The following is a 23,410-nucleotide window of genomic DNA, read 5'->3' on the forward strand; positions in this document are numbered from 1 at the left end:
CCAGCTGTTCAAGGCCGGGGACATAGGGTATTATTAAGGGCAAGTTATCATTTTACGAAAGCGCGGAGGAGGTTGGTAGCACACGGCGAACGGGTGAGCTTGGTTTGGTGTGTGCGGCGGCGATGGACGGCATGACACGGGTACTGGTTCTGAACGCTTCCTATCAGCCCCTTAACCTGGTGAACCTCAGGAGGGCGGTGGTCCTGGTCCTCAAGAAGAAGGCGGAGATCATCGAAGAGGGGGAGGGGACCCTGCGTTCGGAGAAGCTGACCATGCCCTTTCCCACGGTTATCCGGCTGGCCCATTATGTGCGCGTGCCCTACCGTTCCGTGGCCCTGAGCCGCCGCGCCGTCTTCGCCCGAGACAACCACACCTGCCAGTATTGCGGGGGAAGGGCGGAGAGCATCGACCACGTGGTGCCGCGCAGCCGGGGTGGGGAGCACACCTGGGAAAACGTGGTGGCCGCCTGTCGGAAATGCAACACTCGCAAGATGAACCGCCTGCCCGCCGAGGCGGGCCTGAAGCTGCTGCGCAAGCCCTTCGAGCCGCACGATCACATCTGGTTCCTGGCCCTGGCGGGGGATATACACCCCACCTGGGAACCCTACCTGGACACGGCCATGGTGGGATGATCTCCTCGGACTTCGATTACGCTGGGCTGGTGAACCCCATAAGGGACGACATAATCCATATCGACATACCCATCCCCCACGTCCTCCGCAACGTGAACCTCTACCTCTTCCTGGGAAGGGAGCCGGCCCTCATCGACGCGGGGCCCTTCCACCCCCTGCTGGCGGAGGTGGTGGAGGGGGCCCTCAGATACGCAGGGGTCCGCCGGCTGTCCCGCCTTTACCTCACCCATTCCCACATCGATCACTTCGGTCTGGCGGAGAGGATACGGCGCTCCACCGGCGCGGTAGTGGTGGCGCACCGGGAGGAGGCGCCGCGCATCGAGAGGGTCCGCAGCCGCCTAAGGCGCGAGTATTGCTGCTATGCCGACCTGAGTGCCGCGCTCGGCTTCCCCAAGGAGTTTTCGGATGCCATTTTCTCCCTCGCCCACCGGTGGATAGAGCTCTCTGAACCCTGCCCCCTGGGACTGAAGCTCAAGGGAGGGGAAACGGTTCCGGCGGGCGATCGTCTCCTCGAGGTGGTGCATACCCCGGGACATACCGCCGGTCACCTCTGCTTTTACGAACGCGAAGAGGGCCTCCTCTTCTCGGGCGACCACCTCATGCGCTCCATCACGCCCAACCCGGAGCTCTACTGCCCGCCGCGGCGCGGCCGCCTCACCGGCCTCCCCCAGTTCATCGCTTCCCTCGAGCGCCTCAGGGAACTGCCCGTGGATACGGCCTATCCAGGGCACGGCCGACCCATAGGGAAGGTGAGGAGGAGGATAGATTTCAACATCCTCCACCACCGCAAGAGGCTGGAAAAGACGGAAGAGGCGGTGTTGGAGGGCGGGCGCACGGTGTGGGAGGTGGCCCTGAGCCTCTTTCCGCAGGTGCGGGACAAGCCTCCGGATGTGGACCACTTCCTGGCCCTGAAGGAGGCCCTGGGCCACCTGCTCATCCTGGAGGAGGGAGGAAGGGTGAGACGCCGGGAAACGGACGGCGTGTGGAGGTTCGAACCCGCCCCCGTTCGGCCTGATTGAAAAGGAACCCCGGGGTTGATAATATTTTGGTGGCGTTCGAGGATGACGGTGCCCTTGTAGCTCAGCGGATAGAGCAGTGGCCTCCGGAGCCACGTGCGGGAGTTCGAATCTCCCCAAGGGCACCATTTTTTACGGGGGAGGGACTTGTCCGAGTCGACGCGCTGCTTTAACTGCAGCAAGGAGATCCCCGTAGGGGTGGAGAGGTGTCCCGTCTGCGGATTCGCGCTTTCCGGGGGCCGCATAGAAGCCATCAAGGAGGCCACCGAGCTCAACTCCCGGGCCCAGCTGCATGATTCGAGGGGCGAGTACGGCGAATCCATTCCCATGTACCGGCGCGCGGTGAAGCTTTACCCGGAATTCGTTGTGGCCTGGTATAACCTGGGAGTGGCCCTAGGAAAGGCGGGACGTCACGAGGAAGCCATGGAGCCCTTGAGCCGGGCCATCGCCCTGAAGCCGGATTTCGCCGCCGCTTATACGGCCCGCGGCGACGTGCGCGCTTCCGCCGGCGACCACGCTTCGGCCGTGGAAGATTATTCCATGGCTATCGAGCTCTACCCGGATTACGCCCAGGCCTATTACAAGAGGGCCCTGGCCTGGATGGAGCTGGGAAAGACGGAGGAAGCAGCACAGGATCTCGAGGACTACCTCTTCTACAAGCCCCACGATAAGAGGGCGCGCCGGCGCCTGGAGAGCTTGAAGGGGGGTGGGTGAAATCATGCAGGATACGCAGGCTTTCATGTCCTTGCTGAGCGCCCGCGAGGGTGGCGAGCTCATGGTGTGGACCAGGGGAGGACATTACTTCCGTGGGAACTTGGAAAAGGTGGATGAAACAGGGCTTCTGGTGCTCAGGGACGTGAGCTGCACCCTGGCCGGCGAGAGGCAGGAAAGGGAAAAAGTTTACCTCTCCCCCGAGGCCGTGGATGCCGTTTCCTGGGAGTGATTTCTCGGAGGTCTCACGCCTCTCGGAAAGCGGAGGCGACAGTCCGCATGCCCCGGCGTCCACCCTCAACCCAGGCGCTTCTTCAACTGCACGTAGTTCAGCTGGAGGTTGGCTAGGGTACCGCGGAAGGGTTTAAGGCTGTCCTCCGGAATCTTGCCCTCCGCGCCCTTGATCATGGCCTCTAGCATGTCTATGGCCAGCAGGGCCTGGGAAAGGTCCCGGTACTTGAGGTTCACGCTCTCCGGAAGGCCCATCTTCAGGTAACCCAGGCTGGCAAACTGATTCATCACCGTGAGGGTTACCTCTGCCACGGTGACCCGTTCCAGGCTTTCCTCCACCAGGCGGCGGAACTCCTCCTCGCCCATCTCCTTCTTTTCGGCTTCACCCGGGGAGGAAGCCGTTTTTCCCTCCGTCATCTCCGTCTCCCTGGGCGCCGTCTCGCTTTCGCCTGGTGCCGCGCTTACCCCTTTTTCTTGCTCCGGAGGAGATGTGGCATCCTCCACCTTCTCCCGCTTCGCCCTTGCGGCCGCGACGCCCTTCCCCTGCGGGCCGCTCCGGCCCCCACCACGGGTCCGCCCCGCGGCCCCCCCGGCCTCTTTCCCGCCGGCCTTTCCCGATACGGAAGATGAAGTGGTATCCGCTCCTTCCCCGAGGGAATTGGCGCCCTCGTCGCTCGAGGACTTCTCCATCCGCTTATCCCTCTTCTCCTCGGTCATGGTCCCCACGCTCCTTTCGGTATTTATTATAGACGACGCCCGGGATCGCTCTCCTTATCACCAGGACATAACGGGAATTTATCCCGGGGCTGAACTCCGAACTCTAGCTGTAAGGCACCCTTGCCAGGGTATGCAGTCCGCGACCACGGATTCTCCCTTCCCGGCATCGGTGTTATCAATCATGGCATGACGGAGCTTATGGTGGTAAGATGAAAGGCACAAAATGAAGATGTGACCGGAAAGAAAGCACCGGAGCGCCTTTTCGCCAGGCGAGCGCATCGGGCCTCAAGGCCCGGAGAGGTACCTTGAAAATGTTGCCATGTAGGGGTGCTCCCGAGCGGGGGCTGAGAGCATACCCTTGGAACCTGATCTGGGTAATGCCAGCGAAGGGAACATGGCCGGACGGTATGGGAGATACTATTCGCGCCGCTTACCCCCTTCGGGTGGCGGCGCTTCGATTATTCGGAGGTTTATATCGACCGGACGTCATGGAGCGAAGGGAAGGTGAAGAGGGCGGGCGCCGGCGGACGCGTGGCAGGCGCGAGCCTCAAGGCGGAGAGGCACGACCCGGATTCAAGGTGCCACGATGCGAGGAGGCGCACGGCAGGAGAATTATTGCAGGAGAATTATTGTCGGTGGACTGAAGAATTGTCGGCGGACGTGAAGGATGAAGGAGGTGCCATGGCCATCGAGGAGACCACCATAACTGCCCTGATCACCCGCTCCTTCTGCGAGGATTTCCTGGTCGACTTGGAGCTGGACGTGGCCGTCGCCGGAGCGGGGCCGGCGGGGATAACCGCCGCCCGCTATCTCTCCCGGGCGGGGCTGAGGACGGCCGTCTTCGAGAGGAACCTCTACGTGGGAGGAGGGATGTGGGGAGGCGGAATGCTCTTTCCCCGCATCGTGGTTCAGGAGGAGGCCGCGCCCATACTGGAGGAAGCGGGAGTTGCGCTTAAGCCCGCGGATTCGGGGCTCTACGTGGCGGACTCCGTGGAGGCGGTTTCCTGCTGCACCGCCGCCGCCCTGCATGCCGGGGCCCGCATCTGGGTGGGCATGGGGGTGGAGGACCTGGTGCTCCGCGAGGACGACCGGGTGTGCGGGGTGGTCCTCAACTGGATGGCCGTGGAGAGAGCCGGGCTGCACGTAGATCCCATGGCCGTGAGGTCTAGGCTGGTCATCGATGCCACCGGCCACGACGCCGAGGTCTGCCGAACCCTGCTGCGCAAGGTGCCCGGGCTTCGCCTTCCCACGGAATCGGGGGGAGTGATGGGCGAGAGGCCCATGTGGGCGGCGAAGGGTGAGGAGGCCCTGGTGGGCAACACGCGGGAGGTCCACCCGGGTCTCATCGTGGCCGGGATGACCGCCAACGCCGTCTTTGGTTCCCACCGCATGGGGGCCGTGTTCGGGGGCATGCTCCTTTCTGGCCGGAGGGCCGCGGAACTGGCCCTCGAACTCCTGGGTTCGAAAGGTTGAAACACGGGTGGTTCGCTCTCCACGAAGGCGGGGACGATTACTCGGCCCTCGCGGGAGGGAAGGATGGCAGTCCGGACGGGTACCGCTTACGGCGCACGTGGGATGGTCGGGAGGTCCTGGTAGAGAATGGCAGCCGGACTGAAGGAAGAAAGAGGGCTCGAACTGGGCCTCTACGTCATAACCGCCGCCGACGCCGGTAGGGGAAGGGATCACATCGACGTGGTGCGCGCCGCCCTCGCCGGCGGGGCGGACGCCGTGCAGCTGCGGGACAAGGAAGCGGCGGGTGGCGAGCTCTATCGGCTGGCCCTCGAGGCGCTGGAGCTGGTAAGGGAGAGCGGCGGAGGCCCGCTCTTCCTGGTCAACGACCGGGTGGACGTGGCCCTGGCGGCGGGAGCCGACGGCGTCCACCTGGGGCAGGAAGACCTGCCGGCTTCCGTGGCTCGGAACATCCTGGGAGCGGGGGCCGTTCTGGGTGTCTCGGCGGGCTCGGTGGAGGAGGCCCTGGCCGCGGAGAGGGAGGGAGCCGATTACCTGGGGGTGGGGCCGGTATTTCCCACCCCCAGCAAGCCGGACGCTGGGGAGCCCCTGGGCCTGGAGGGCCTGCGGGCCATACGCCGGGCGGTGGGCCTTCCCCTGGTAGCCATCGGAGGCATAAACGAGGAGAACCTGGAAGGGGTGTTCGAGGCCGGGGCGGATGGCATCGCGGTCATCTCCGCCGTGGCCTCCGCCTGGGACATGGAGGAGGCGGTAAGGCGGTTGCGCCGGGCCGTGGACGCTTGCCGCGGATGAAGGTCCGACCGGTCCGGGAAGATGCCCTACAGCGATGGACCCCCTCGGGGGGAAGGAGAGTAAGCCGATGGACGAGAAGACCTTGATCGAGGAACTGCGAAGGGGAGATATCCCGCCCGCCCTGGAGAGGGCGGCCCGCGAGGAGGGGCTGCCCCTGGAGGAGGTGATCCGGGCCGTGACCGGGGGCACGGCGGTATTTCCCTCCAACCGGGCTCGCACGCCGGAACGACCCTGCATCATCGGTGGCGGGTCGCGGGTGAAGGTCAACGCCAACCTGGGAACCTCCAGCGATTACGCGGGCCTGGAAGAGGAGCTGGAGAAGCTGCGCGCCGCGGTGGAGGCGGGGACGGACGCGGTCATGGACCTCTCCACGGGAGGACCCCTGGACCGCGTGCGCGAGGCCATAGTGAACGCCTCCCCGGTCCCGGTGGGCTCGGTGCCCATCTACCAGGCGGCGGTGCGGGCCCAGGAGGAACGTGGGAGCATAGTGGCCATGACTCCCGAGGACATGTTCCGGGCCGTGGAGGACCACTGCGCTACGGGGGTAGACTTCATTACCGTCCACTGCGGGGTCACCCAGCGGGTCCTGGAGACCCTGAAGGCTAACCCGCGGGTGGCGGATATCGTCAGCCGCGGCGGCGCCTTCCTGGCCGGCTGGATGCTCCATCACGAGAAGGAGAATCCCTTGTATGAGCACTTCGACCGCCTGCTGGAGATCGCCCGCCGCCACGAGGTCACCCTTTCCCTTGGCGACGGGCTGCGGCCGGGGTGCATCGAGGACGCCACCGACGCCGCCCAGGTGGCGGAGCTGGTAGTGCTGGGAGAGCTGGTGCAGCGTTGCCGGGAGGCGGGGGTGCAGTGCATGGTCGAGGGTCCGGGACACATCCCCCTGCATCAGGTGGAGGCCAACGTGCGGCTGGCCAAGGCGGTGACCCACGGGGCCCCCTTCTACGTGCTCGGGCCCCTGGTGACCGACGTGGCGGCCGGACACGACCACGTGGCCGCGGCCATCGGGGGTGCCCTGGCGGCCATGGCGGGCGCCGATTTCCTGTGCTACGTGACGCCCCGCGAGCATCTCGGCCTTCCCACTGCGGAGGATGTCAAAGAAGGGGTCATCGTAACCCGCATCGCCGGCCACGCTGCGGACATAGCCCGCGGCGTTCCGGGGGCCAGGGAGTGGGACCTGCGCATGAGCCGGGCCCGCAAGGCGCTGGACTGGGACCAGCAGCTCGACCTAGCCCTCGACCGGAGCAAGGCCCGGCGCCTCTTCGGGGAGAGGCAGGTGGAAGGGGAGAAAGCCTGCACCATGTGCGGGGACTTCTGCGCCATGCGCTTCATCTCCCAGTTCCTGGGAAAGGAGGAGGTCCCGGTCTGCGAGTGAGCGCCGCGGGAGCGGAGATGGAAGGTGTTTCCAGGCGCCTTTTTCGGGGCGGGCGCATGAGGTGCGGTGACCGGGAGCGGTATTCGGTTCGAGCAAGAGGGGCGGAAAGGATTGCCGGTCGCCGGTAACCGTGGGCGAACCGGGTGCAGGAACCGGGAGCGAGGAATCCGGCCGGGATTTCTTGGGAGATGGGGCAGGTAAGGTCGGCCGGTATCCGCGCGCCAGTGAAGGAACTAAGACCTGCCGGAGACCTTTCGGGGACTCGCAAGTTCCCTGGCATGCGGCGTTATATCAAAGGTGGTGGAAAATGAAGGTCTCGGAGAGCGGCGAGTTCGGCCTGATCGACGCCCTGCGCCGCTTGCTGGAAGGAGCGGAGGGGGACCTGGTCTGCGGGGCGGGCGACGACGCCGCGGTATTCCGGGACAGCGCCGGCCGCCTGTGGGCCTATACCGCCGATGCCCTGGTGGAGGGGGTCCATTTCATGCCCGCCTATACCCCCTGGTATTCCCTGGGCTTCAAGGCCCTGGCCGTCAACCTCTCCGACCTGGCCGCCATGGGGGGAGGCGGACCCTCCTATGCCCTGGTGGTCCTGGGTTTGCGGGGTGAGGAGGAGGTCTCCCGGATGGAGGAGATGTACCGGGGGCTTTCGGACTGCGCCCGTCGTTTTTCCTGCCGGGTGGCGGGCGGGGACGTGGTGCATTCCCCGGAGAGGACTTTCCTGTCCGTTTCCCTGGTGGGAACCCTGGAGGGGGAAGGTTTTTTGGCCCGGAGCGGGGCACGCCCGGGACAGGCGGTGCTGATCACCGGGACCCTGGGAGATTCCTGGCTGGGACTGCAGTTGCTGATGCGGGGGGGAGGGACGGATGACCCCTGCGCCCGGCGCCACCTCTATCCCGAGCCGCGCCTCGAGGAGGGGCTGGCGGCGTTCCGCCTGGGGGCCACGGCGGCCATCGACGTGAGCGACGGCCTCCTGCGTGACGCGGGGCACATCTGCGAGGAGAGCGGGGTGGGGATGGAGATATATATGGAAAGTATTCCCATCTCGGAGGACGCCCGCCGGCTGGCCGTGGAGCTGGGGATGGATCCCCTGCGGGCCGCCCTGGCCGGCGGGGAGGATTACGAGCTGGTCATCACGGTGGACGAGCGGCTGGCGCCGCTTTTAGCGGAGAAGCTCCCGGCCACGATCATCGGCCGGGTGACGGAGGGGGAAGGGGTGGTGCTGGTGGACGCGGAAGGCAGGCCTTTTGCAGCGCCGGAGACGGGCTATGAACATTTCCGGGAGGCATGAGGTGGCCGGACGGGGCGGGATGGGAGAAGGGCGCGGGTCGATCCGGCCGGTGGCGCTGACCATCGCCGGCTCCGATTCCGGCGGGGGAGCGGGTATCCAGGCCGACCTAAAGACCTTCTTCGCCCTGGGCGTGCACGGCACCTGCGCTCTGACCAGCGTCACCTCCCAGAACACCTCAGGGGTGATCTCCCGTTTCGACCTCCCGGCGGAGGTGGTGGTCTCCCAGGTGGAGGCGGTGGCCTCCGACCTGGAGCCGGCGGCGGTGAAGACCGGGATGCTGGCCACCGCGGAGGTGGTCCGCGCGGTGGCCGGATTGGCGGAGAGTCTGGGATGGGAAAAACTGGTAGTCGACCCCGTGGTGATCTCATCCAGCGGCCACCCCCTGCTGGAGGATTCCGGTATAGGGGTTCTGCTCGAGAAGCTACTTCCGCGGTCCCTGGTCTTCACGCCCAACCTGGCGGAGGCTTCCCTTCTCACCGGCATTGATGTCGTGGGTCCCGGGGAGATGAGGAAAGCGGCCCGCATCCTGCATTCCCGCGGAGCCCGCACGGTGGTGGTTAAGGGAGGCCACCTGGGAGGGAACGAGGCGCTGGACGTCTTCTTCAATGGAAAGGATTACCATGAACTCAGGACTACAAGGGTGAACACCGCGGATGACCATGGGACGGGTTGCGTCTTTTCGGCGGCCGTCGCCGCATACCTGGCCCTGGGCAGGGAACCCCTGGAGGCGGTACGCGGGGCCAAGGATTTCGTCACCCGCGCCCTTGCCCGTTCGCTCCGCCTGGGGAGGGGGAGGGGACCGGTAAACCCGGCCTGCGCGGCAGACACGGCCAACGGCGCATGGGTAAAGGATCGGGAGAGAAAGGAGGGGAGATGAGGATAGGCCTGGTCAGCGACACTCACGGCGATCCTGTCGCCTGGAGGAAAGCCATGGAACATCTGGGAGACTGCGAGCTCATCCTCCACGCGGGGGACCACCTGTATCACGGGGCCTTCAACCCCGTCCTCCCCGAGTACGACCCCAGGGAGATGGCCAGGGAGTTTAACGAGTGTCCCGTCCCCATCCTGCACGCCCGCGGGAACTGCGATTCGGAGGTAGACCAAGCGGCCCTCCGCGACCCCATCCTCTCCCCTTACGTCGTCTGCCGGCTGGAGGGGATAAAGGTGATGCTCACCCACGGGGATGCCATGGGGGAGGAGGAGCTGGCGGAGATGGCCTCCAGGTACGGCATGGACCTCCTGGTGCGCGGGCACACCCACGTGCCCGGGATATGGGAACACGGCCCGCTCCTGGTGTGCAACCCGGGAAGCCCCTCTCTGCCCAAGGGGGAGGGCATACCCACGGTGGGGGTGCTGGAGGACGGGAAGGTCCATATACTGAACTTGCGGGACGGGACCGTGCTGGTGGAGAAGGGGTTCCCCGGGAAGTAAGGCGGGGTTACCCAAGGGGGCCGGGGTTAATGGTCTCGCTCGCTGAAACGTTCGCTGCGACCAACCACCGGCCCCTGATGGGTGGGCCATCTTGTGATTGGTTGGCCATAGATCCATTCTTCCGAAAGGCCGGTAGGGTGCTTTTCCGGAAAGCCGGTGGTAGTGGTCTCGCTCGCTGAAACGCTCGCTGCGGTCGACCACGCCGCCCGGTCGTAGTCTTCAACCCTCCTTACCTGCCGGGACGGAAATGCTTGTCCGGGGTGGTTTGTGGCAGAATTGGAGATACGATTGGCGGGTCAGCGAAACGGCCTAGGGTGGTGCGAGATGGACCTGAACGTTGATGCGGCTGCCTTGAGGGAGTTCGAGGAAGGGCTGGACCCGAGGCGGCCGGAGGCGGGTCGGATACCGGCCCGCATACCGGGATACGGGGAGATAAGCACTGTCTTCGAGATCCAGGCGGAGGGGCTGAAGGGGCTGGCCGTAAAGCGCATGCCCATCTTCAGGGACCGGGAGGAGATAGACTCCTACCGCCGGATCTACCTGGAATACAACCGCCTCCTTAAAGAGGAGGTGGGGTTGGAGCTGCCGGCTTACGGGTAAGCGGAGGTGATCACCTCCGGCGGCCGCCCCGTATTTTATATCCTCCAGGAGAAGGTTCCCCCGGAGTCCATAGGCAACCAGGCCATCCATGCGCTGGACCGGGAGGGGGTGATCGGACTGGTGCGCCTGGTTCTGCGGGAGCTGCGCAAGGTATGGGACTTCAACCGGAAGCGGGAGGGCCTGGAGGTGGCCGTGGACGGCCAGATATCCAACTGGTCCCTCGTGGGGTTCGACCCCTGGGATCCGCGCCTGGAGCCCGGCATGCGCCTGCTCTACCTGGATACCAGCACGCCGCTTTTCCGGGTGGAGGGGGTGGAGCAGCTGGACCCCGAGCTCTTCCTGCGCAGCGCCCCCTCCTTCCTGGTGTGGATAATCCGCCTCCTCTTCCTGGAGGACGTCATGACCCGCTATTAACGTTTCCGTTCCGTGACCATCGATCTCATCGCCAATTTCTACAAGGAACAGCGGGCGGAGCTCATCCCCGACCTGGTGGAGGAGGCCAACCGGTTCTTCGCCGAGGAGACCCCCGACCTGGGGGTCGAACCCATAAGCGTGAAGGAGGTGGATTCCTATTACCGGGAGGACGCCCTGATCTGGTCCCTCTACCTGAACCTCAGGCGGCTGGACCGTTTCCTGCGCACCCGCTTGCTGAGGCGGGATTATCCCTAAATACTCCCGGAGAGGATAAAGAGGAAATAGCGCGAAATCTTCGGCACTGCGGCCGGCTTTTCATTAAGGCGAGTGCTATTCCGGTCGACGGTGAAAAAAGGGGAGGTCGGGGAGGGGACCGGCGGAAACGATCGATAGTGCGACAAGCAAGTACCCTAGGCGGCGGAGGCGAACATCCATGGCGGCGGAAGTACACGCAACCGCAGCCGGGAAAGGAGGGAGGTGAGGCTCAATGTCCCTGGTCGGCCGGGACGAGAAGGAGAAAATAATCGAGAGGTTCGCCCGCCACGTATCCAGCGGCAAGGCCAGGTTCTTCCGGAAGGCGGGCATTGATTTTATCTTCGAGCGCCGCGAGGGTATCTACATCTGGGACCTGGAAGGCAACCGGTTGATAAACTGCCACTGCAAAGGGGGTCTTCAACCTGGGTCACCGTCATCCCCGCATCGTGGCCGTCCTCCGTGAGGCCTTGGAGGAGCTGGACATCGGCAATCACCACCTCATCTCCGAGCACCGCGCTCTCCTGGCCGAGCGGCTGGCGGAGCTCTCGCCGGGGGACCTCAACCGGGTGGTATTCGGCGTGGGGGGAGGGGAGGCGGTGGACACGGCCATCAAACTGGCCCGGGCGCATACCGGCAGGCCGGGCGTCATCTCCGCCCGGGGAGGGTATCACGGGCACACCGGGTTCGCCCTGGCTGCGGGGGATCCCAAGTACAGCGACCCCTTTCGGCCCTTGCCTCCTGGATTCCGGCAGGTGCCTTTCGGTGCTCTCGCTGCCCTGGAGGAGGCCATGGACGAGACCGTGGCCGGGGTTATCTTCGAGACCATCCCCGCCACCCTGGGGATAGTCATCCCTCCCGAGGACTATTTCGCCGGGGTGAGGGAAATCTGCGACCGGTACGGTGCGGTGATGATCATAGACGAGGTCCAGGCGGGCCTGGGTCGCTGCGGGGAGGTGTGGGGTATCGATACCTTCGGGGTGGCCCCGGACATACTGGTCACGGCCAAGGGCCTCTCCGGGGGCGTCTACCCCATCGCCGCCAACGTCTACGCCGACCGCCTGAATCCCTTCCTGGACGCCAACCCCTTCATACACGTCTCCACCTTCGGGGGGTCCGAGGTGGGCTGCCACGTGGCCCTTGAGGTGCTGAAGATAGTCACCGAGGAGGGGTTCCTGGAGCATGTGCGGGAGCTGGCCGCGGTTTTCGAAAGGGGATTCGGAGAACTGCGCGCCGCGCACCCGGAGGTGCTGGTGGAGACCAGGCAGAGGGGCCTGATGATGGGCCTGAGGATGGTGAACGAAACCTGCGGCCCGCTGATGACCCTGGCCGGGTTCCGGCACGGCGTGCTCACCATCTACGCCAACAACGACCCCTCGGTGAGCCAGATACTGCCGCCCCTGGTCATGGAGGTGGGAGAGGCGGAGACGGTCATCGAGGCCCTGGACGGCATGCTCTCCGAGGTGGAAAAGGTGGTCGGCGCCTCCTCAGGAGGATAAAGGCAACCCCCTGAGGTAATCGGGGTGTGGAGCGAAGAAAACGGTCGGCGGCTCTCAGTGACGGGTGACCTTGCCCGCCTTCATGCACTTGGTGCACACGTTCATGTGCGCGGGCTTACCGTCCACCACCACGCGTATCCTCTGGACGTTGGGGTTCCAGCGGCGCTTGGTCTTGCGGTGGGAATGGCTTATGTTGAACCCGAACCCGGGCCGTTTACCGCATATCTCGCATACTCTGGACATGTCAACCTCCTCCGAACATTCGGGTGTATGTTACCAGAAGTGTTTTCTGCGGGCAACCCGAACGCCTTCCCGAGGCGCCTGGTTGCCGGTCATAGCCGGTTGCTATAATCATACCGTTCCGGCCGGGAAGCATGGAGGAAGAGGTTGAGGGAAGAGACTGCAGCCGGAGAGCTGGGAAAGATTACCATCAAGGACGAGGTCTTGGCCGACCTCGCCGGCCTCACCTGCACGCGCTGCTATGGCATCGTGGGGATGGCCAGCCAGAGCTTCCACGAGGGAGTGGCCGAACTCCTGGGAAAGGAGTCCCTACGCAAGGGAGTGCGCCTCAAGCGCCGGGAGGACGCCGTGAGCTTCGACCTTTACGTGATAGTCAAGGCGGGCCTGAACATCGTGGAGGTGGCCCACAACCTCATCGAGCAGGTGAGGTACGTGGTGGAGACCTGCACCGGGCTGAAGGTGGAGGACGTTCAGGTCCACGTGCAGGGCGTGCGCGAGTCCTGAGCTCGGGGGTGTGAAGCTTGGTGGAGAGGTTGCACGCCGGGGACCTCGTGGGCATGGTGGACGCCGCCATCGATGCCCTGCGGGTGCACAAGGAAGAGATAAACGCCATGAACGTCTTCCCCGTTCCCGACGGGGACACGGGCACCAACATGCTCCTCACCATGCAGGCGGTGAAGGAGGCCGTGGGTGGAGCCGACCACCAGGATATGGCCTCCATATGCCGGGCCATCTCCAGGGGTTCCCTCATGGGGGCGCGGGGCAACTCCGGGGTGGTGCTCTCCCAGATCCTCAAGGGGATGACCGAGGTCATGGAGGACAAGGAGAGCCTGGACGTGGAGACCATGGCCGAGGCCCTTTCCCGCGGCGCCGAGGTGGCCTACCGCGCGGTCATGAAGCCCGTTGAGGGCACCATCCTCACCGTGGTGAAGGCGGCCTCCGACGAGGGGAAGAGGATCAAGGACGGCTGTTCCTCGCTCGAGGAATGGCTTTCCGGCGTAACCCGCAAGGCCAAGGAGGCCCTGGACCAGACCCCGGAGCTACTCCCGGTCCTCAAGGAGGCGGGAGTTGTGGACGCCGGAGGGCGAGGGCTTCTGGCCATCTTCGAGGGTTTCCTGGCCTTCCTCACCGGGGAGGAACTGGGGGAGATCGAGGAGGTGGAGCAGGCCGGCCTTCCCTCCGGGGCGCGGGTGGAGGATTTTCGCTACGAGGCCCAGTTCATCCTGCACTGCAAGGATTCCAGGGTGGAGAAGTTCCGCGAAACCCTGCACCGCCTGGGCGGATCGGTGCTGGTGGTGGGAGGAGATAAGCTCTACCGGGTGCACGTGCACACCGACCAGCTGGGAAGGGTCATCGAGGAGGCCTCCAGGGTGGGCCGCCTGAGCGACGTGGAGATAACCGACCTGCGCGAACAGGTGGAGGAAACCGGGATACGCGGGGCGGCTTCGGAGAGGCGGACGGCCGCCGTGGAGAAGCAGGTGGGCGTGGTGGCGGTGGCGGTGGGAGAGGGCATCAAGGACGTCCTGCGTTCCATGGGAGTGGACCGCATCGTGGACGGCGGGCAGTCCATGAACCCCAGCACCGCCGAGCTGCTGGAGGCCGTGGACGCCCTTCCCCAGGACCGCGTGCTCCTCATCCCCAACAACCGGAACATCATACCTGCCGCGGAGCAGACCAGGTCCCTGACCGCCAAGGAGGTGGCGGTCATCCCGGCCACGGCCATAACCGAAGGTTTCGCGGCCATGGTGGCTTTCGATCCCCGCGCCGGGTGGGAGGAGAACCGGAGGCGCATGACCGAGGCCCTGAAGAGCGTCCGGACAGGAGCGCTGACCACCGCGGTACGCGACAGCAGGTGCGGCCTGGGGAAGATCAAGAAGGGCAACTATATCGGGCTCTTCCGAGGGGAGATAGTCTCCAAGTCGGAGGATCTGAAGGAAGCGGCCCTGCTTCTCCTGCGGAAGATGACTGAGGAGGGCGGGGAGATAGCCACCGTCATCGTCGGCGAGGGGGCCGCGGGCAGGGACCAGGGGGATATCGTCCGCTTCCTGGAGGACAAGGGCCTGGAGGTGGAGGTCATCGACGGGGGGCAGCCCGTCTACCATTACATCTTCGGGCTGGAGTGACGCGGTCCTCGTACCGCGGAGGAGGCGGTTTCCGGAAAGTGACCTCCACGGGCAACAGGGCGGATAGAAGGGCGGAGGAGCTGGCCGCGTGCTGGGAATCCCTTCGCCGTCCGGTTACCGCGGTGCGCGGGGTTGGATCCAGCCTTCTGCGGCAGCTGCGAGCCCTGGAGATCGAGACCGTCGAGGATCTACTCTTCCATTTTCCCCGCCGTTACCTGGACCGGCGGAGGATATCGCGCATTTCCGAGGTCCGCATAGGCGAGGAGGCCACGGTGGTGGGAAGGGTGCGGTCCGTGGAGCTGCGCCGCCCGGACCCGCGCCGCTCGGTGCTCAGCGTGGTCCTCTACGACGGAACGGCTTACCTCTACGGGGTGTGGTTCAACCAGCCCTACCAGGCGGAGCGGCTCACCCCGGGCACGGAGGTGGTCTTCTCCGGAAAAGTACAGTACCGCTTCGGGAGGCTGCAGATGATCAACCCCGCCTACGACATCCTCGAGGATTCGGACGAGGTGAGCGCCAGGACCGTGCACACGGCGCGCATCATACCGCTACACCCGGCCACCCAGAAGCTAAGTGCGGCCATGCTGCGGCGCCTGGTCATGCGCGCCCTGGACCAGTACGGCGACCTTCCCGACCCGGTGCCCTACGAGCTGCGGCGCCGCTACGCCTACCCCCACCGTTCCCAGGCCCTGAGGGAGATACATTTTCCCAGTTCGCAGGGGAGGCTGAACCGCGCCCGCCAGCGCATGGCCTACGAGGAGCTCCTGCTCATGCAGGTGGCCCTGGCTCTCAACCGCCGTCACCTGCGCGAGGAGACCAGGGGGATAGCCCACGCCCCGCCCGGAGCCCTGATAGGCGGCTTCCTGGAAGCCCTGCCCTTCCACCTCACCTCCTCGCAGAGGAGGGCTTTCGAAGAGATCGCCCGGGACATGGTGAGCCCCCGACCCATGAACCGCCTCCTGCAGGGGGAGGTGGGCTCGGGGAAGACGGTGGTGGCCCTCCTGGCCCTTTTGCTCACCCGGGAGAGCGGTCACCAGGGCGTGTTCATGGCTCCCACGGAGATCCTGGCCGAACAGCATTTCCGCAACCTCACCCAGCTTCTGCCCGAAGAACTGCAGGTGCGCGTGGAGCTGCTCACGGGCAGCACCCCGCCCGCGCGACGGCGGGAGATACTGCGGGCCGCTTCCACGGGGGAGCTGGACATCCTGGTGGGTACCCACGCCCTCATCCAGGAGGACGTGGAGTTCCAAGACCTGGGCCTGGTGGTGGTGGACGAGCAGCACCGCTTCGGGCTGCGCCAGAGGATACTTCTCAAGGAAAAGGGAGCGCACCCGGATACCCTGATCATGACCGCAACTCCCATACCCCGCACCCTGAGCCTCACTCTCTACGGGGACTTGGAGGTGTCCGTCCTGCGCGAGCTTCCGGCCGGAAGGGCCGGAACCCGGACCCTGGTCATGGGCCCGGAGCGGAGGGAGGAGGCCTACCGGCTCATGGAGGAGGAGCTGCGTCGGGGAAGGCAGGCCTTCGTGGTCTGTCCCCTAGTGGACCCCTCGCCCGCCGTGGAGGCCAAAGCGGCGGAGAAGGAAGCCGGCGAGCTGCGGAAGGTCTTCCCCGCCCGCCGGGTGGGGCTGCTGCATGGGCAGATGAACAAGGCGGAGAAGGACGCGGTCATGGAGTCCTTCCGGCGGGGGGACGTGGACATCCTGGTATCCACCACGGTCATCGAGGTGGGAATCGACGTGCCCAACGCCACGGTGATGCTGGTGGAGAACGCGGACCGCTTCGGCCTCTCCCAGCTTCACCAGCTCCGGGGAAGGGTGGGGAGGGGGGAGCATCCTTCCCACTGCATCTTCATCTTTGAGGGGGAGACCGAGGAAGCGGAGAGGCGCATGAAGGCCATAGCGGAGATAAGCGACGGCTTCGAGCTGGCGGAGGCGGACCTGGAGATCCGCGGGGAAGGCTCCCTCTTCGGCACCCGGCAGTCCGGGATCTCCGACCTCCGGGTGGCCCGGCTTACCAAGGATTACCATATACTCCGTGCGGCGCGCGAGGACGCCACGGCCCTGGTGGAGAACGACCCCCACCTGGAGAGGCCCGAACACCTCTTCCTGCGGCGGGAGGTAAGAGAACGCTACGGGGAAAGCCTGGGCTGGCTCTTCCAGGCTTGACCTTAGGCGCGGCGGGCGGTTCGGGCGTTGCGGCGCGGAAGCGGACCGTGCCGGGCCTACTTGAGGTGCGACCTTCGTCCATCGCGGCGCTTTCCCAGGCGCGCCCTCCGCTGCGGCATGGGATACAATCGGGGCATGAGGATCATAGGCGGCGAGTCGAGGGGCAGGCGCATCAGGGCTCCGCGGGGAAGGGGCACCCGGCCCATGCGGGACTTCGTGCGCGAGGCGGTCTTCAACATGCTGGGTGGACGGGTACGGGGGGCCAGGGTGTTGGACCTCTTCGCCGGGAGTGGTTCCCTGGGCCTGGAGGCCCTGAGCCGGGGCGCCACCGAGGCGGTGTTCGTGGACCGGGGAGGGGACCCCACAAGGGTAATCCAGGAAAATCTGGATATACTTGGCATGCAGGGGCGGGGCAGGGTGGTGAGGGCGGAAATACTGGATTTCCTGCGCCGTTATGCCCCGCCGGAGAAGCCCTTCGATTTGATTTTTATAGACCCGCCCTTTAGAATTGGTGTAAACTACAGGCAAGAAGTGTTGAATAAGTTAATCGAAGGCGGCTTCCTGGGGCCGTCTTCGGTGGTCATAATGGAGGCTCCACTGCGTAGTCCCACTCCGGAGCCTCCGCCCGGCTTGGAGTTCCGGGAGAGGAGGAAGTACGGGGAGACCGCGGTGGACGTTTACGTGCGGATGGAAAATGATGTAAAGAAGTGAGATGGGAAGGCGGAAGATGACCGTAGCCGTTTGTCCCGGTACCTTCGATCCCATAACCAGCGGTCACCTGGACGTGATACGCAGGGCGAGCCGCTTCTTCGAGCGCTTCATCGTGGCCGTGGCCGCCAACCCTGCGAAGCGTCCCCTGTTTACCCTGGAGGAGAGGATATATCTGCTGGAGAAAGCGGTGGAGGGACTGGAGAACGTGGAGGTCGCCGCCTTCGAGAGCCTCCTGGTGGATTTCGCCCGCCGAGTGGGAGCCACGGCCATCATCAAGGGCCTGCGCGCCCTTAGCGATTTCGAGTACGAGTTCCAGATGGCCCAGATAAACCAGGCCCTCTCGGAGAACATCGAGACCTTCTTCGTCATGGCCAATCCCCAGTACACCTTCATAAGCTCCAGCGCGGTGCGGGAACTGGCCAGCTACGGGGGTTGCGTAACCGGCCTGGTGCCGGAAAATATAGAGGGGGAGTTGATGGAGATGTTCAAGAAAAAATTCAGCCGTATGGGGAAAGGGGCGGTGTAGATGGACGTCTTTCAGCAACTGGACCGGATCGAGGATCTCATCGTCTCCAGTAAACACGTTCCCTTCTCCAATTCGGTGATGGTCAACGAGGCGGAGCTCTTCGAGCTCCTGGACGAGTTTCGCAGCTCCCTTCCTGAGGAACTGAAGCAGGCCCGCTGGATGGTCAAGGAAAAGCAGGAGATCATGGAGGAAGCGCGCAAGGAGGCGGAGCGTATCCGGGAGGAGGCTCAGGAGGAGAGAAGGCGCCTCATCGAGGAGACGGAGATCATCAAGGCAGCCAGGGCGGAGGCGGAGAGGATCGTGGAGGAGGCCCAGGCCCAGGCGCGGGAAATACGCCTGGAGGCGGAGGACTACGCCGACGAACGCCTGGCCAACCTGGAGGTCACCTGCTACAAGCTCCTCGAGGTGATCAAGCGGGCCAGGGAGAGGTTGCAGGGCCGCGGGGAGGAGTCCGGGGAAAGGGAGGAAATGGATTTGGACTGAGCTTTGGGTTCCCCGTCCGCTGAGCTTTTCCGCATGGCGCGAGGCCGGGCTGCCTCGCGCCTTTCGCGCTTCAAGGGAATGCCTTTCGGATTCCTCCGGAGGGGAGGCGATCCTCGAGGAAACGGCCTCCCGGGGTGGAGGATGTTCCTCGAACTTGCCATTCCTCGCGACATGGCTCACATTAGAAAGCGGGGACGAGCGCCGGCCACACTCGCCCTGGTGCCCGGACCACCGCTCGGACGATGGCTCACCGGCCTGGAGGAGGGTAAACCCGTATCGATCCAGGCTCCGGGCAAGAACCTGGCAGTGGCTTAACGGGAAGTGGGGGATGGAGGTCTCGCGAGGAAACGCCTCCCCCCGGATCGGAGAGGGAGTTGCCCCGGTGATAACCGGGTTTCCGGGCGCTCGTCCAGGATGGCGAGGAATGGAGGGAGAGAGGAAGTGGAGCGCATGGGCAAGACCCTCGATTCGAGGCTGCTCAAGGTCCCCGTGGCCGGCCTGATGAAGAAGCTGTTCACCCGGGAGAGGTTCGGCGCCGATCTCGACGTGGGGCTCGGCGAACAAGGCCTCTTCGAGAGGGGCGGCCGAGGCGGATTGAGGCTCGACCTCTGGCTGGAGAGCAGCCCCGACGGGATACGGGTCAAGGGCACCCTGCGGGGTTCCATGGCCCTGGAGTGCACGCGCTGCCTGGAGGAATACCGGCAGGAGCTGGACATCTGGGTGGACGAGTTTTACCGGCGCCCGGGCATCGGGGCGGTCTCCCCGGAGGGCAGGCCGTTGCCCCGGGAAATGGAGGTCCCGGAGGATGACGAGTACCTCATAGAGGAAGGGACCATCGACCTAAACGTGCTGGTGAACGACGCCGTCATCCTCAACCTCCCCATCAAGCACCTGTGCAGCCCGGAGTGCCGGGGCCTGTGCCCCTACTGCGGGGCCAATCTCAACCGGGGCGATTGCGGGTGCCGGGTGGAGGAAATCGACCCCCGCCTGGAGGTCCTGCGCAAGTTGCTGGAGGAGGAGGCCTGAACCCCCTTCCAGGGCCTGCGGGGATAGCGCGTGCTTTTCGCCCTCCCCGGGACGTTCGCGCCGGGGACCCCGGGACCTGTGTGCAGCGTCGAAGCAACCGTATCCTTGACCTCCCTTCCAGGAGCTAATTATACTCGGATGGTATTTCGCGATTTCTCGATGGAAGGTAGCAAGGCAGAAAGACGGAGGTCGACATGGCGGTACCCAAGCGGAAGAAATCCCGCTCCCGCACCGCTTCCAGGCGGGCGCGCTGGACTTCCCGTCCGCTTCCCAGGTCCATATGTCCACAGTGCCATTCCCTCAAGCTCCCCCACCGCGCCTGCCCCAACTGCGGGACCTACAACGGCAGGGAGATCCTGGAGACGGAGTGAACGGGTTCGATGCCGTTCTTTCCGCCTCCTGACCGTCCCGGGTGAGGAGTACCGGAGTTGAAGATGTCCGGACCGCAGGTCGTAGTAGCCCTGGACGCCATGGGCGGGGACCATGCGCCCCAGGCTACCGTGCGCGGGGCCCTGGACGCTCGCGATGAGCTGGGCATACGGGTCCTCCTGGTTGGTGACCGGGATGTTCTGCAGCGCAGCCTGGAGGAGGAGGGGAGGGGAGAACTGCCCATACTCCATGCCCCCGAGGTCATCGGCATGGAAGAGGAAGGGGCGCTGGCGGTCAGGAGCCAGGAGAATTCCTCCCTGGTGGTGGCGGCCACGGCGGTCCGGGAGGGAAAAGCCCAGGCCATGGTCTCGGCGGGCAACACGGGCGCGGCCATGGCCGCCTCCCTGTTGAGCTGGGGAAGGATCAGGGGAGCGAAGCGGCCTGCGGTGGCGGTAGTCCTTCCGCCCCCCGATTCCCCCACCCTGCTCCTGGATGCCGGAGCCAACGCCGACTGCCGCCCGGAGCACCTGAGGCAGTTCGCCCTCCTGGGAAGCGCTTACGCCTCCCTGCGCTTCGGGCTGGAGAGGCCCAGGGTAGGTCTCCTGAACATCGGCTCGGAGGAGGGGAAAGGCAACCAGCTGGCCCGAGAGGCCTACGAGCTGCTTTCCTCCGAGGAGAGGATAAACTTCGTGGGCAATCTCGAGGGGAGGGATATCGCCGGTGACGCGGCGGACGTGGTGGTGACCGACGGGTTCACTGGAAACGTCACCTTGAAGGTGGTGGAGGGAGTGGCCTCCTTCATCACCCGGAGGCTTCTCGCCGGCTTGAGCTCGCTGAGCGAGGAGGAAATGAAGCCCGTCCTGCCCACCCTGCTGAAGCTGAGGGAGGAATTGGATTACCGCACCATCGGAGGGGCGCCGCTGCTTGGGGTTAAGGGGGTGTGCATCATCGCCCACGGCAGCTCCGATGCCCTGGCGATCAAGAATTCCCTTCGCGTGGCCGCGGAGGCGGTGGAGATGGGGCTGGTGGAGCGGACGGAACTCCTCCTGGCGGGAAAGGGGCATGAGGGATGAGGCTGCGGAGGAGACGTCGGAAGAGGCTGCCGGTGGAGGAACTTCTGGGCGTCACCTTCCGGGATCCGAAACTTCTCTCCCAGGCGCTGACTCACCGCTCCTACGCTCACGAGGCTTCCCTGGAGACCGGGGAGACCAACGAGAGGCTGGAGTTCCTGGGGGATGCCGTGCTGGACCTGGTTATCTCCGACCACCTCTTCCGCCATTACCGCGACCTGGACGAGGGGAAGCTGACCCGCATCCGTTCCTACCTGGTGAACATGAGCTCGTTGGCCGAGCTGGCCCGGGAGATAGGCCTGGGCGAACACCTCCTGCTCAGCCGGGACGAGCGCGCCGACGGGGGAGCGGAAAAATCCTCCATCATCTCCGACGCCCTGGAGGCGCTGATCGGGGCCGTTTATCTCGACCAGGGGCTGGAGGCGGCACGAGAGATGGTGCTGCGCATCTTCAGGGAACGCCTGGAGGAGGCGGCCAGCGGTGACCTGGACTTCGATTACAAGTCCCGGCTCCAGGAACTGGCGGTCAAGGAGAAGGGGGTCCTTCCCCGCTATCGCCTGCGGGAGGAGGGGCCGGACCACTGCAAGGTGTTTCATGCCGTGGTCTACGTCGGGGACCGCAGGATGGGCTCGGGGAGCGGCAGCTCCAAGAAGGAGGCCGAGCAGGCGGCGGCCAGGGACGCCCTCCGCCGCCACAAGGATATGGGGGCAGGACGCGGAAAGCCCGGCAGGAAGTGAGGCCGACCATCCGGTTCCGTCGGTCAATGGGGCGGCAGGAAAAGGCGTGAGGGGTCCGATGCAGGTCTTAGAGCGCTGCTCCGCGGGGAGGCCCGTCTGGAGAAGGATAAAGATGCACCTGGGTCCCGGAACGGCAGCCGGGGGATATGATACCTGGGTGTGGGGCTAAGGAATCCGGGCAGCGCCGCCGGTGAGCACCGGGGTTCCGCGAATGGGGGGATTACGACGGTCCCGGTAACCAAAGACCTCGTTATCGGTTAATTTTTATATATCTCAGCGAGTTCAACGGAGGGTGTGGATTCCATCAACAGGGAAAGGGGGAAGCGAAAATGGCCGCTATCGGTATCGTCACCGACTCCACCGCCTATCTCGACCCGGAGTATGTGGGCAAACATGACATCAAGGTGGTCCCTCTGAAGGTCATCCTGGACGACGTCTCCTACCGGGAAGGTGTGGACATCAGCAATGAGGAGTTCTACCGGCGCCTGAAGCAGCCCGGGGTTTTTCCCACCACCTCTCAGCCCTCGGCGGGGGAATTCCTGGAGGCTTACAAGGAGATGTCCGGCAAGTATGATTCCCTCGTAAGCATCCATATCTCGGCCGGCATCAGCGGCACTTGCGAGTCCGCGCGCTCGGCGGCTGTGGAGATGGGAGATTATCCCATCCGCATCGTGGATTCCCGCTTTACTGGCATACAGCTGGCTATGCTCGTCGACGAGCTGGTGAAGGGCAGGGAGGCCGGCATGGGCCTGGATGAACTGGTGTCCATGGTGGAGGAGAAGATAAGGCAGAGCAGCCTCCTGTTCATGGTGGCCACCCTCGAATACCTGCACCGGGGAGGGAGGATCGGCGGGGCCCAGGCCCTCATGGGTTCCATGCTGCGTATCAAACCCATCCTGTACATAGACGGAACCATCGACGCCCTGGAGAAGGTGAGGGGGTCAGGTAAAGCCCTGGACCGCCTGGTGGAACTGGCGGCGGAAAGGGCCGGGGGTCGCAGGGTCCGGGTGGGACTGACCCACGTACAGGACGAGGAGCGCATGTTCGAACTCATGGAGAAGGTGAAGAAGACCCTCAACTGCGACCCGGAGGAGATATCCTGGAACGAGACCGGGCCGGTCATCGGCGCCCACGTGGGCCCGGGCACGGTGGGGGTCGGCTTCTTTTAAAAGGGTATTCTAAAGCGTCCGAGGCCCACGGGTTGCGCCGGGGCGCGGTCAAACTTGTTCCGGTATGAGGGGAAGAACCAGCCGGGGCGGGACACGGGAACCTTCGCGGATCCCTTTCCTCCCGGGCAATGGTTCGAATAGTGGTGCCTAGCCGAAAGGGCCTCCCCTTTCCATCCCGCATTATACCGGTTGGGGAGCTGGGTTAATGGCGCCGGGAAAGAAGCATTATAGGCGAAAAAAGGGATGGTCCGGAAAGCTCGCCGGGTGGCCCCAGTTTCCCCCGGAGGTTCTCGGTCGCCGGAGGTTGGACGGCGGCCGTTTCCGTGATAAGCATCTCGAATATTTATCCAG

At 64.9% G+C, this 23,410-nt stretch carries 28 protein-coding genes, 1 tRNA gene and 1 riboswitch; of the genes, 27 read left to right on the top strand and 2 right to left on the bottom strand.

Going from position 1 to position 23,410, the window contains the following annotated elements:
• The first annotated feature begins 131 nt into the window (after positions 1-131).
• The 5 genes from QME84_00270 to QME84_00290 all read left to right on the top strand — a co-directional run bounded on the left by QME84_00270 (position 132) and on the right by QME84_00290 (position 2,591).
• Entirely contained in the window at positions 132-632 is a 501-nt protein-coding gene (locus tag QME84_00270) for an HNH endonuclease (protein MDI6872711.1), read from the top strand.
• Positions 629-1,651: an MBL fold metallo-hydrolase gene (locus tag QME84_00275; protein MDI6872712.1), complete on the top strand. Its 1,023-nt coding sequence runs from the start codon at positions 629-631 to the stop codon at positions 1,649-1,651. Before QME84_00270 ends, QME84_00275 begins: the two co-directional genes overlap by 4 nt.
• A 50-nt stretch (positions 1,652-1,701) precedes the next feature.
• A tRNA-Arg gene (locus QME84_00280) sits at positions 1,702-1,776 on the top strand.
• A gap of 19 nt (positions 1,777-1,795) precedes the next feature.
• The gene (locus tag QME84_00285) at positions 1,796-2,362 is read left to right on the top strand and encodes a tetratricopeptide repeat protein (protein ID MDI6872713.1); all 567 of its coding nucleotides are present in this window, start codon (positions 1,796-1,798) and stop codon (positions 2,360-2,362) included.
• A 4-nt stretch (positions 2,363-2,366) separates the two neighbouring features.
• Positions 2,367-2,591 carry a hypothetical protein gene (locus QME84_00290; GenBank protein ID MDI6872714.1) on the top strand — a complete coding sequence of 75 codons (225 nt, stop codon included), beginning with the start codon at positions 2,367-2,369 and terminating at the stop codon, positions 2,589-2,591.
• Positions 2,592-2,656: 65 nt separating this feature from the next.
• On the opposite strand, the gene QME84_00295 is transcribed toward QME84_00290, so the two are convergent.
• Positions 2,657-3,007: a DUF1844 domain-containing protein gene (locus QME84_00295; protein ID MDI6872715.1), complete on the bottom strand. Its 351-nt coding sequence runs from the start codon at positions 3,005-3,007 to the stop codon at positions 2,657-2,659.
• Between the two features lie 613 nt (positions 3,008-3,620).
• Positions 3,621-3,716, top strand: a riboswitch (TPP riboswitch).
• A gap of 272 nt (positions 3,717-3,988) precedes the next feature.
• On the opposite strand from QME84_00295, the gene QME84_00300 reads away from it, so the two are divergent.
• The 11 genes from QME84_00300 (at position 3,989) to QME84_00350 (ending at position 12,434) form a co-directional block, all read left to right on the top strand.
• The gene (locus QME84_00300) at positions 3,989-4,780 is read left to right on the top strand and encodes a sulfide-dependent adenosine diphosphate thiazole synthase (protein ID MDI6872716.1); all 792 of its coding nucleotides are present in this window, start codon (positions 3,989-3,991) and stop codon (positions 4,778-4,780) included.
• Between the two features lie 126 nt (positions 4,781-4,906).
• A complete protein-coding gene (thiE, locus tag QME84_00305) occupies positions 4,907-5,569 on the top strand; it encodes a thiamine phosphate synthase (GenBank protein MDI6872717.1) in 663 nt (220 codons plus the stop codon).
• A gap of 67 nt (positions 5,570-5,636) precedes the next feature.
• A complete protein-coding gene (gene thiC / locus QME84_00310; GenBank protein ID MDI6872718.1) occupies positions 5,637-6,950 on the top strand; it encodes a phosphomethylpyrimidine synthase ThiC in 1,314 nt (437 codons plus the stop codon).
• A 307-nt stretch (positions 6,951-7,257) separates the two neighbouring features.
• Positions 7,258-8,238, top strand: coding sequence for a thiamine-phosphate kinase (gene thiL, locus QME84_00315; protein ID MDI6872719.1), 981 nt, complete (start codon positions 7,258-7,260; stop codon positions 8,236-8,238).
• Positions 8,239-8,278: 40 nt separating this feature from the next.
• Positions 8,279-9,115: a bifunctional hydroxymethylpyrimidine kinase/phosphomethylpyrimidine kinase gene (thiD, locus tag QME84_00320; GenBank protein ID MDI6872720.1), complete on the top strand. Its 837-nt coding sequence runs from the start codon at positions 8,279-8,281 to the stop codon at positions 9,113-9,115.
• A complete protein-coding gene (yfcE, locus tag QME84_00325; protein ID MDI6872721.1) occupies positions 9,112-9,669 on the top strand; it encodes a phosphodiesterase in 558 nt (185 codons plus the stop codon). The genes thiD and yfcE overlap by 4 nt, the downstream gene beginning before the upstream one ends.
• Positions 9,670-9,993: 324 nt before the next feature.
• Entirely contained in the window at positions 9,994-10,269 is a 276-nt protein-coding gene (locus tag QME84_00330; protein MDI6872722.1) for a hypothetical protein, read from the top strand.
• A gap of 6 nt (positions 10,270-10,275) precedes the next feature.
• Positions 10,276-10,683: a hypothetical protein gene (locus tag QME84_00335; protein MDI6872723.1), complete on the top strand. Its 408-nt coding sequence runs from the start codon at positions 10,276-10,278 to the stop codon at positions 10,681-10,683.
• 12 nt (positions 10,684-10,695) lie between these two features.
• A complete protein-coding gene (locus tag QME84_00340) occupies positions 10,696-10,938 on the top strand; it encodes a hypothetical protein (protein ID MDI6872724.1) in 243 nt (80 codons plus the stop codon).
• A 232-nt stretch (positions 10,939-11,170) separates the two neighbouring features.
• Positions 11,171-11,401 carry a hypothetical protein gene (locus tag QME84_00345; GenBank protein MDI6872725.1) on the top strand — a complete coding sequence of 77 codons (231 nt, stop codon included), beginning with the start codon at positions 11,171-11,173 and terminating at the stop codon, positions 11,399-11,401.
• A 4-nt stretch (positions 11,402-11,405) separates the two neighbouring features.
• Positions 11,406-12,434, top strand: a complete 1,029-nt coding sequence (locus QME84_00350) for an aminotransferase class III-fold pyridoxal phosphate-dependent enzyme (protein ID MDI6872726.1) — start codon at positions 11,406-11,408, stop codon at positions 12,432-12,434.
• A gap of 54 nt (positions 12,435-12,488) precedes the next feature.
• Here the strand turns inward: QME84_00350 and rpmB are convergent, their stop codons facing one another.
• Positions 12,489-12,677 (bottom strand): 50S ribosomal protein L28, encoded by a 189-nt coding sequence (rpmB, locus tag QME84_00355; protein MDI6872727.1) that lies wholly within the window; start codon positions 12,675-12,677, stop codon positions 12,489-12,491.
• A 144-nt stretch (positions 12,678-12,821) separates the two neighbouring features.
• Here rpmB and QME84_00360 point away from each other — a divergent pair, with 144 nt between their 5' ends.
• The 11 genes from QME84_00360 to QME84_00410 all read left to right on the top strand — a co-directional run bounded on the left by QME84_00360 (position 12,822) and on the right by QME84_00410 (position 23,059).
• Positions 12,822-13,178, top strand: coding sequence for an Asp23/Gls24 family envelope stress response protein (locus QME84_00360; GenBank protein ID MDI6872728.1), 357 nt, complete (start codon positions 12,822-12,824; stop codon positions 13,176-13,178).
• Positions 13,179-13,198: 20 nt separating this feature from the next.
• A complete protein-coding gene (locus QME84_00365) occupies positions 13,199-14,797 on the top strand; it encodes a DAK2 domain-containing protein (protein MDI6872729.1) in 1,599 nt (532 codons plus the stop codon).
• Between the two features lie 38 nt (positions 14,798-14,835).
• Positions 14,836-16,968 carry an ATP-dependent DNA helicase RecG gene (gene recG, locus QME84_00370; GenBank protein MDI6872730.1) on the top strand — a complete coding sequence of 711 codons (2,133 nt, stop codon included), beginning with the start codon at positions 14,836-14,838 and terminating at the stop codon, positions 16,966-16,968.
• A gap of 135 nt (positions 16,969-17,103) precedes the next feature.
• Positions 17,104-17,679 (top strand): 16S rRNA (guanine(966)-N(2))-methyltransferase RsmD, encoded by a 576-nt coding sequence (gene rsmD / locus QME84_00375; GenBank protein MDI6872731.1) that lies wholly within the window; start codon positions 17,104-17,106, stop codon positions 17,677-17,679.
• Positions 17,680-17,695: 16 nt separating this feature from the next.
• Complete coding sequence (coaD, locus tag QME84_00380; GenBank protein ID MDI6872732.1) at positions 17,696-18,205, top strand: pantetheine-phosphate adenylyltransferase; 510 nt, start codon at positions 17,696-17,698, stop codon at positions 18,203-18,205.
• Positions 18,206-18,688, top strand: coding sequence for an ATPase (locus QME84_00385; GenBank protein MDI6872733.1), 483 nt, complete (start codon positions 18,206-18,208; stop codon positions 18,686-18,688).
• 450 nt (positions 18,689-19,138) lie between these two features.
• Positions 19,139-19,714: a DUF177 domain-containing protein gene (locus QME84_00390; GenBank protein MDI6872734.1), complete on the top strand. Its 576-nt coding sequence runs from the start codon at positions 19,139-19,141 to the stop codon at positions 19,712-19,714.
• A gap of 194 nt (positions 19,715-19,908) precedes the next feature.
• Positions 19,909-20,085, top strand: a complete 177-nt coding sequence (gene rpmF / locus QME84_00395; GenBank protein MDI6872735.1) for a 50S ribosomal protein L32 — start codon at positions 19,909-19,911, stop codon at positions 20,083-20,085.
• Between the two features lie 63 nt (positions 20,086-20,148).
• The gene (gene plsX, locus QME84_00400; protein MDI6872736.1) at positions 20,149-21,156 is read left to right on the top strand and encodes a phosphate acyltransferase PlsX; all 1,008 of its coding nucleotides are present in this window, start codon (positions 20,149-20,151) and stop codon (positions 21,154-21,156) included.
• Positions 21,153-21,890 carry a ribonuclease III gene (rnc, locus tag QME84_00405; GenBank protein ID MDI6872737.1) on the top strand — a complete coding sequence of 246 codons (738 nt, stop codon included), beginning with the start codon at positions 21,153-21,155 and terminating at the stop codon, positions 21,888-21,890. The genes plsX and rnc overlap by 4 nt, the downstream gene beginning before the upstream one ends.
• Before the next feature lie 329 nt (positions 21,891-22,219).
• Positions 22,220-23,059: a DegV family protein gene (locus tag QME84_00410; GenBank protein MDI6872738.1), complete on the top strand. Its 840-nt coding sequence runs from the start codon at positions 22,220-22,222 to the stop codon at positions 23,057-23,059.
• Positions 23,060-23,410: the final 351 nt, after the last annotated feature.

Source organism: Actinomycetota bacterium (genome assembly GCA_030019255.1).
Taxonomy (GTDB): Bacteria; Actinomycetota; Geothermincolia; order Geothermincolales; family RBG-13-55-18; genus Solincola_A.

What these genes read in the sequence shown, in the direction of transcription:
- QME84_00295 (MDI6872715.1), bottom strand. Translation starts at nt 3,007, where the DNA reads ATGACGGAGGGAAAAACGGCTTCCTCCCCGGGTGAAGCCGAAAAGAAG.
- coaD (MDI6872732.1), top strand. Translation starts at nt 17,696, where the DNA reads ATGACCGTAGCCGTTTGTCCCGGTACCTTCGATCCCATAACCAGCGGT.
- thiL (MDI6872719.1), top strand. Translation starts at nt 7,258, where the DNA reads ATGAAGGTCTCGGAGAGCGGCGAGTTCGGCCTGATCGACGCCCTGCGC.
- QME84_00270 (MDI6872711.1), top strand. Translation starts at nt 132, where the DNA reads ATGACACGGGTACTGGTTCTGAACGCTTCCTATCAGCCCCTTAACCTG.
- QME84_00275 (MDI6872712.1), top strand. Translation starts at nt 629, where the DNA reads ATGATCTCCTCGGACTTCGATTACGCTGGGCTGGTGAACCCCATAAGG.
- QME84_00290 (MDI6872714.1), top strand. Translation starts at nt 2,367, where the DNA reads ATGCAGGATACGCAGGCTTTCATGTCCTTGCTGAGCGCCCGCGAGGGT.
- QME84_00345 (MDI6872725.1), top strand. Translation starts at nt 11,171, where the DNA reads ATGTCCCTGGTCGGCCGGGACGAGAAGGAGAAAATAATCGAGAGGTTC.
- rpmF (MDI6872735.1), top strand. Translation starts at nt 19,909, where the DNA reads ATGGCGGTACCCAAGCGGAAGAAATCCCGCTCCCGCACCGCTTCCAGG.
- QME84_00390 (MDI6872734.1), top strand. Translation starts at nt 19,139, where the DNA reads ATGGGCAAGACCCTCGATTCGAGGCTGCTCAAGGTCCCCGTGGCCGGC.
- thiC (MDI6872718.1), top strand. Translation starts at nt 5,637, where the DNA reads ATGGACGAGAAGACCTTGATCGAGGAACTGCGAAGGGGAGATATCCCG.
- rpmB (MDI6872727.1), bottom strand. Translation starts at nt 12,677, where the DNA reads ATGTCCAGAGTATGCGAGATATGCGGTAAACGGCCCGGGTTCGGGTTC.
- yfcE (MDI6872721.1), top strand. Translation starts at nt 9,112, where the DNA reads ATGAGGATAGGCCTGGTCAGCGACACTCACGGCGATCCTGTCGCCTGG.
- QME84_00300 (MDI6872716.1), top strand. Translation starts at nt 3,989, where the DNA reads ATGGCCATCGAGGAGACCACCATAACTGCCCTGATCACCCGCTCCTTC.
- rsmD (MDI6872731.1), top strand. Translation starts at nt 17,104, where the DNA reads ATGAGGATCATAGGCGGCGAGTCGAGGGGCAGGCGCATCAGGGCTCCG.
- QME84_00330 (MDI6872722.1), top strand. Translation starts at nt 9,994, where the DNA reads ATGGACCTGAACGTTGATGCGGCTGCCTTGAGGGAGTTCGAGGAAGGG.
- plsX (MDI6872736.1), top strand. Translation starts at nt 20,149, where the DNA reads ATGTCCGGACCGCAGGTCGTAGTAGCCCTGGACGCCATGGGCGGGGAC.
- rnc (MDI6872737.1), top strand. Translation starts at nt 21,153, where the DNA reads ATGAGGCTGCGGAGGAGACGTCGGAAGAGGCTGCCGGTGGAGGAACTT.
- QME84_00410 (MDI6872738.1), top strand. Translation starts at nt 22,220, where the DNA reads ATGGCCGCTATCGGTATCGTCACCGACTCCACCGCCTATCTCGACCCG.
- QME84_00385 (MDI6872733.1), top strand. Translation starts at nt 18,206, where the DNA reads ATGGACGTCTTTCAGCAACTGGACCGGATCGAGGATCTCATCGTCTCC.
- thiE (MDI6872717.1), top strand. Translation starts at nt 4,907, where the DNA reads ATGGCAGCCGGACTGAAGGAAGAAAGAGGGCTCGAACTGGGCCTCTAC.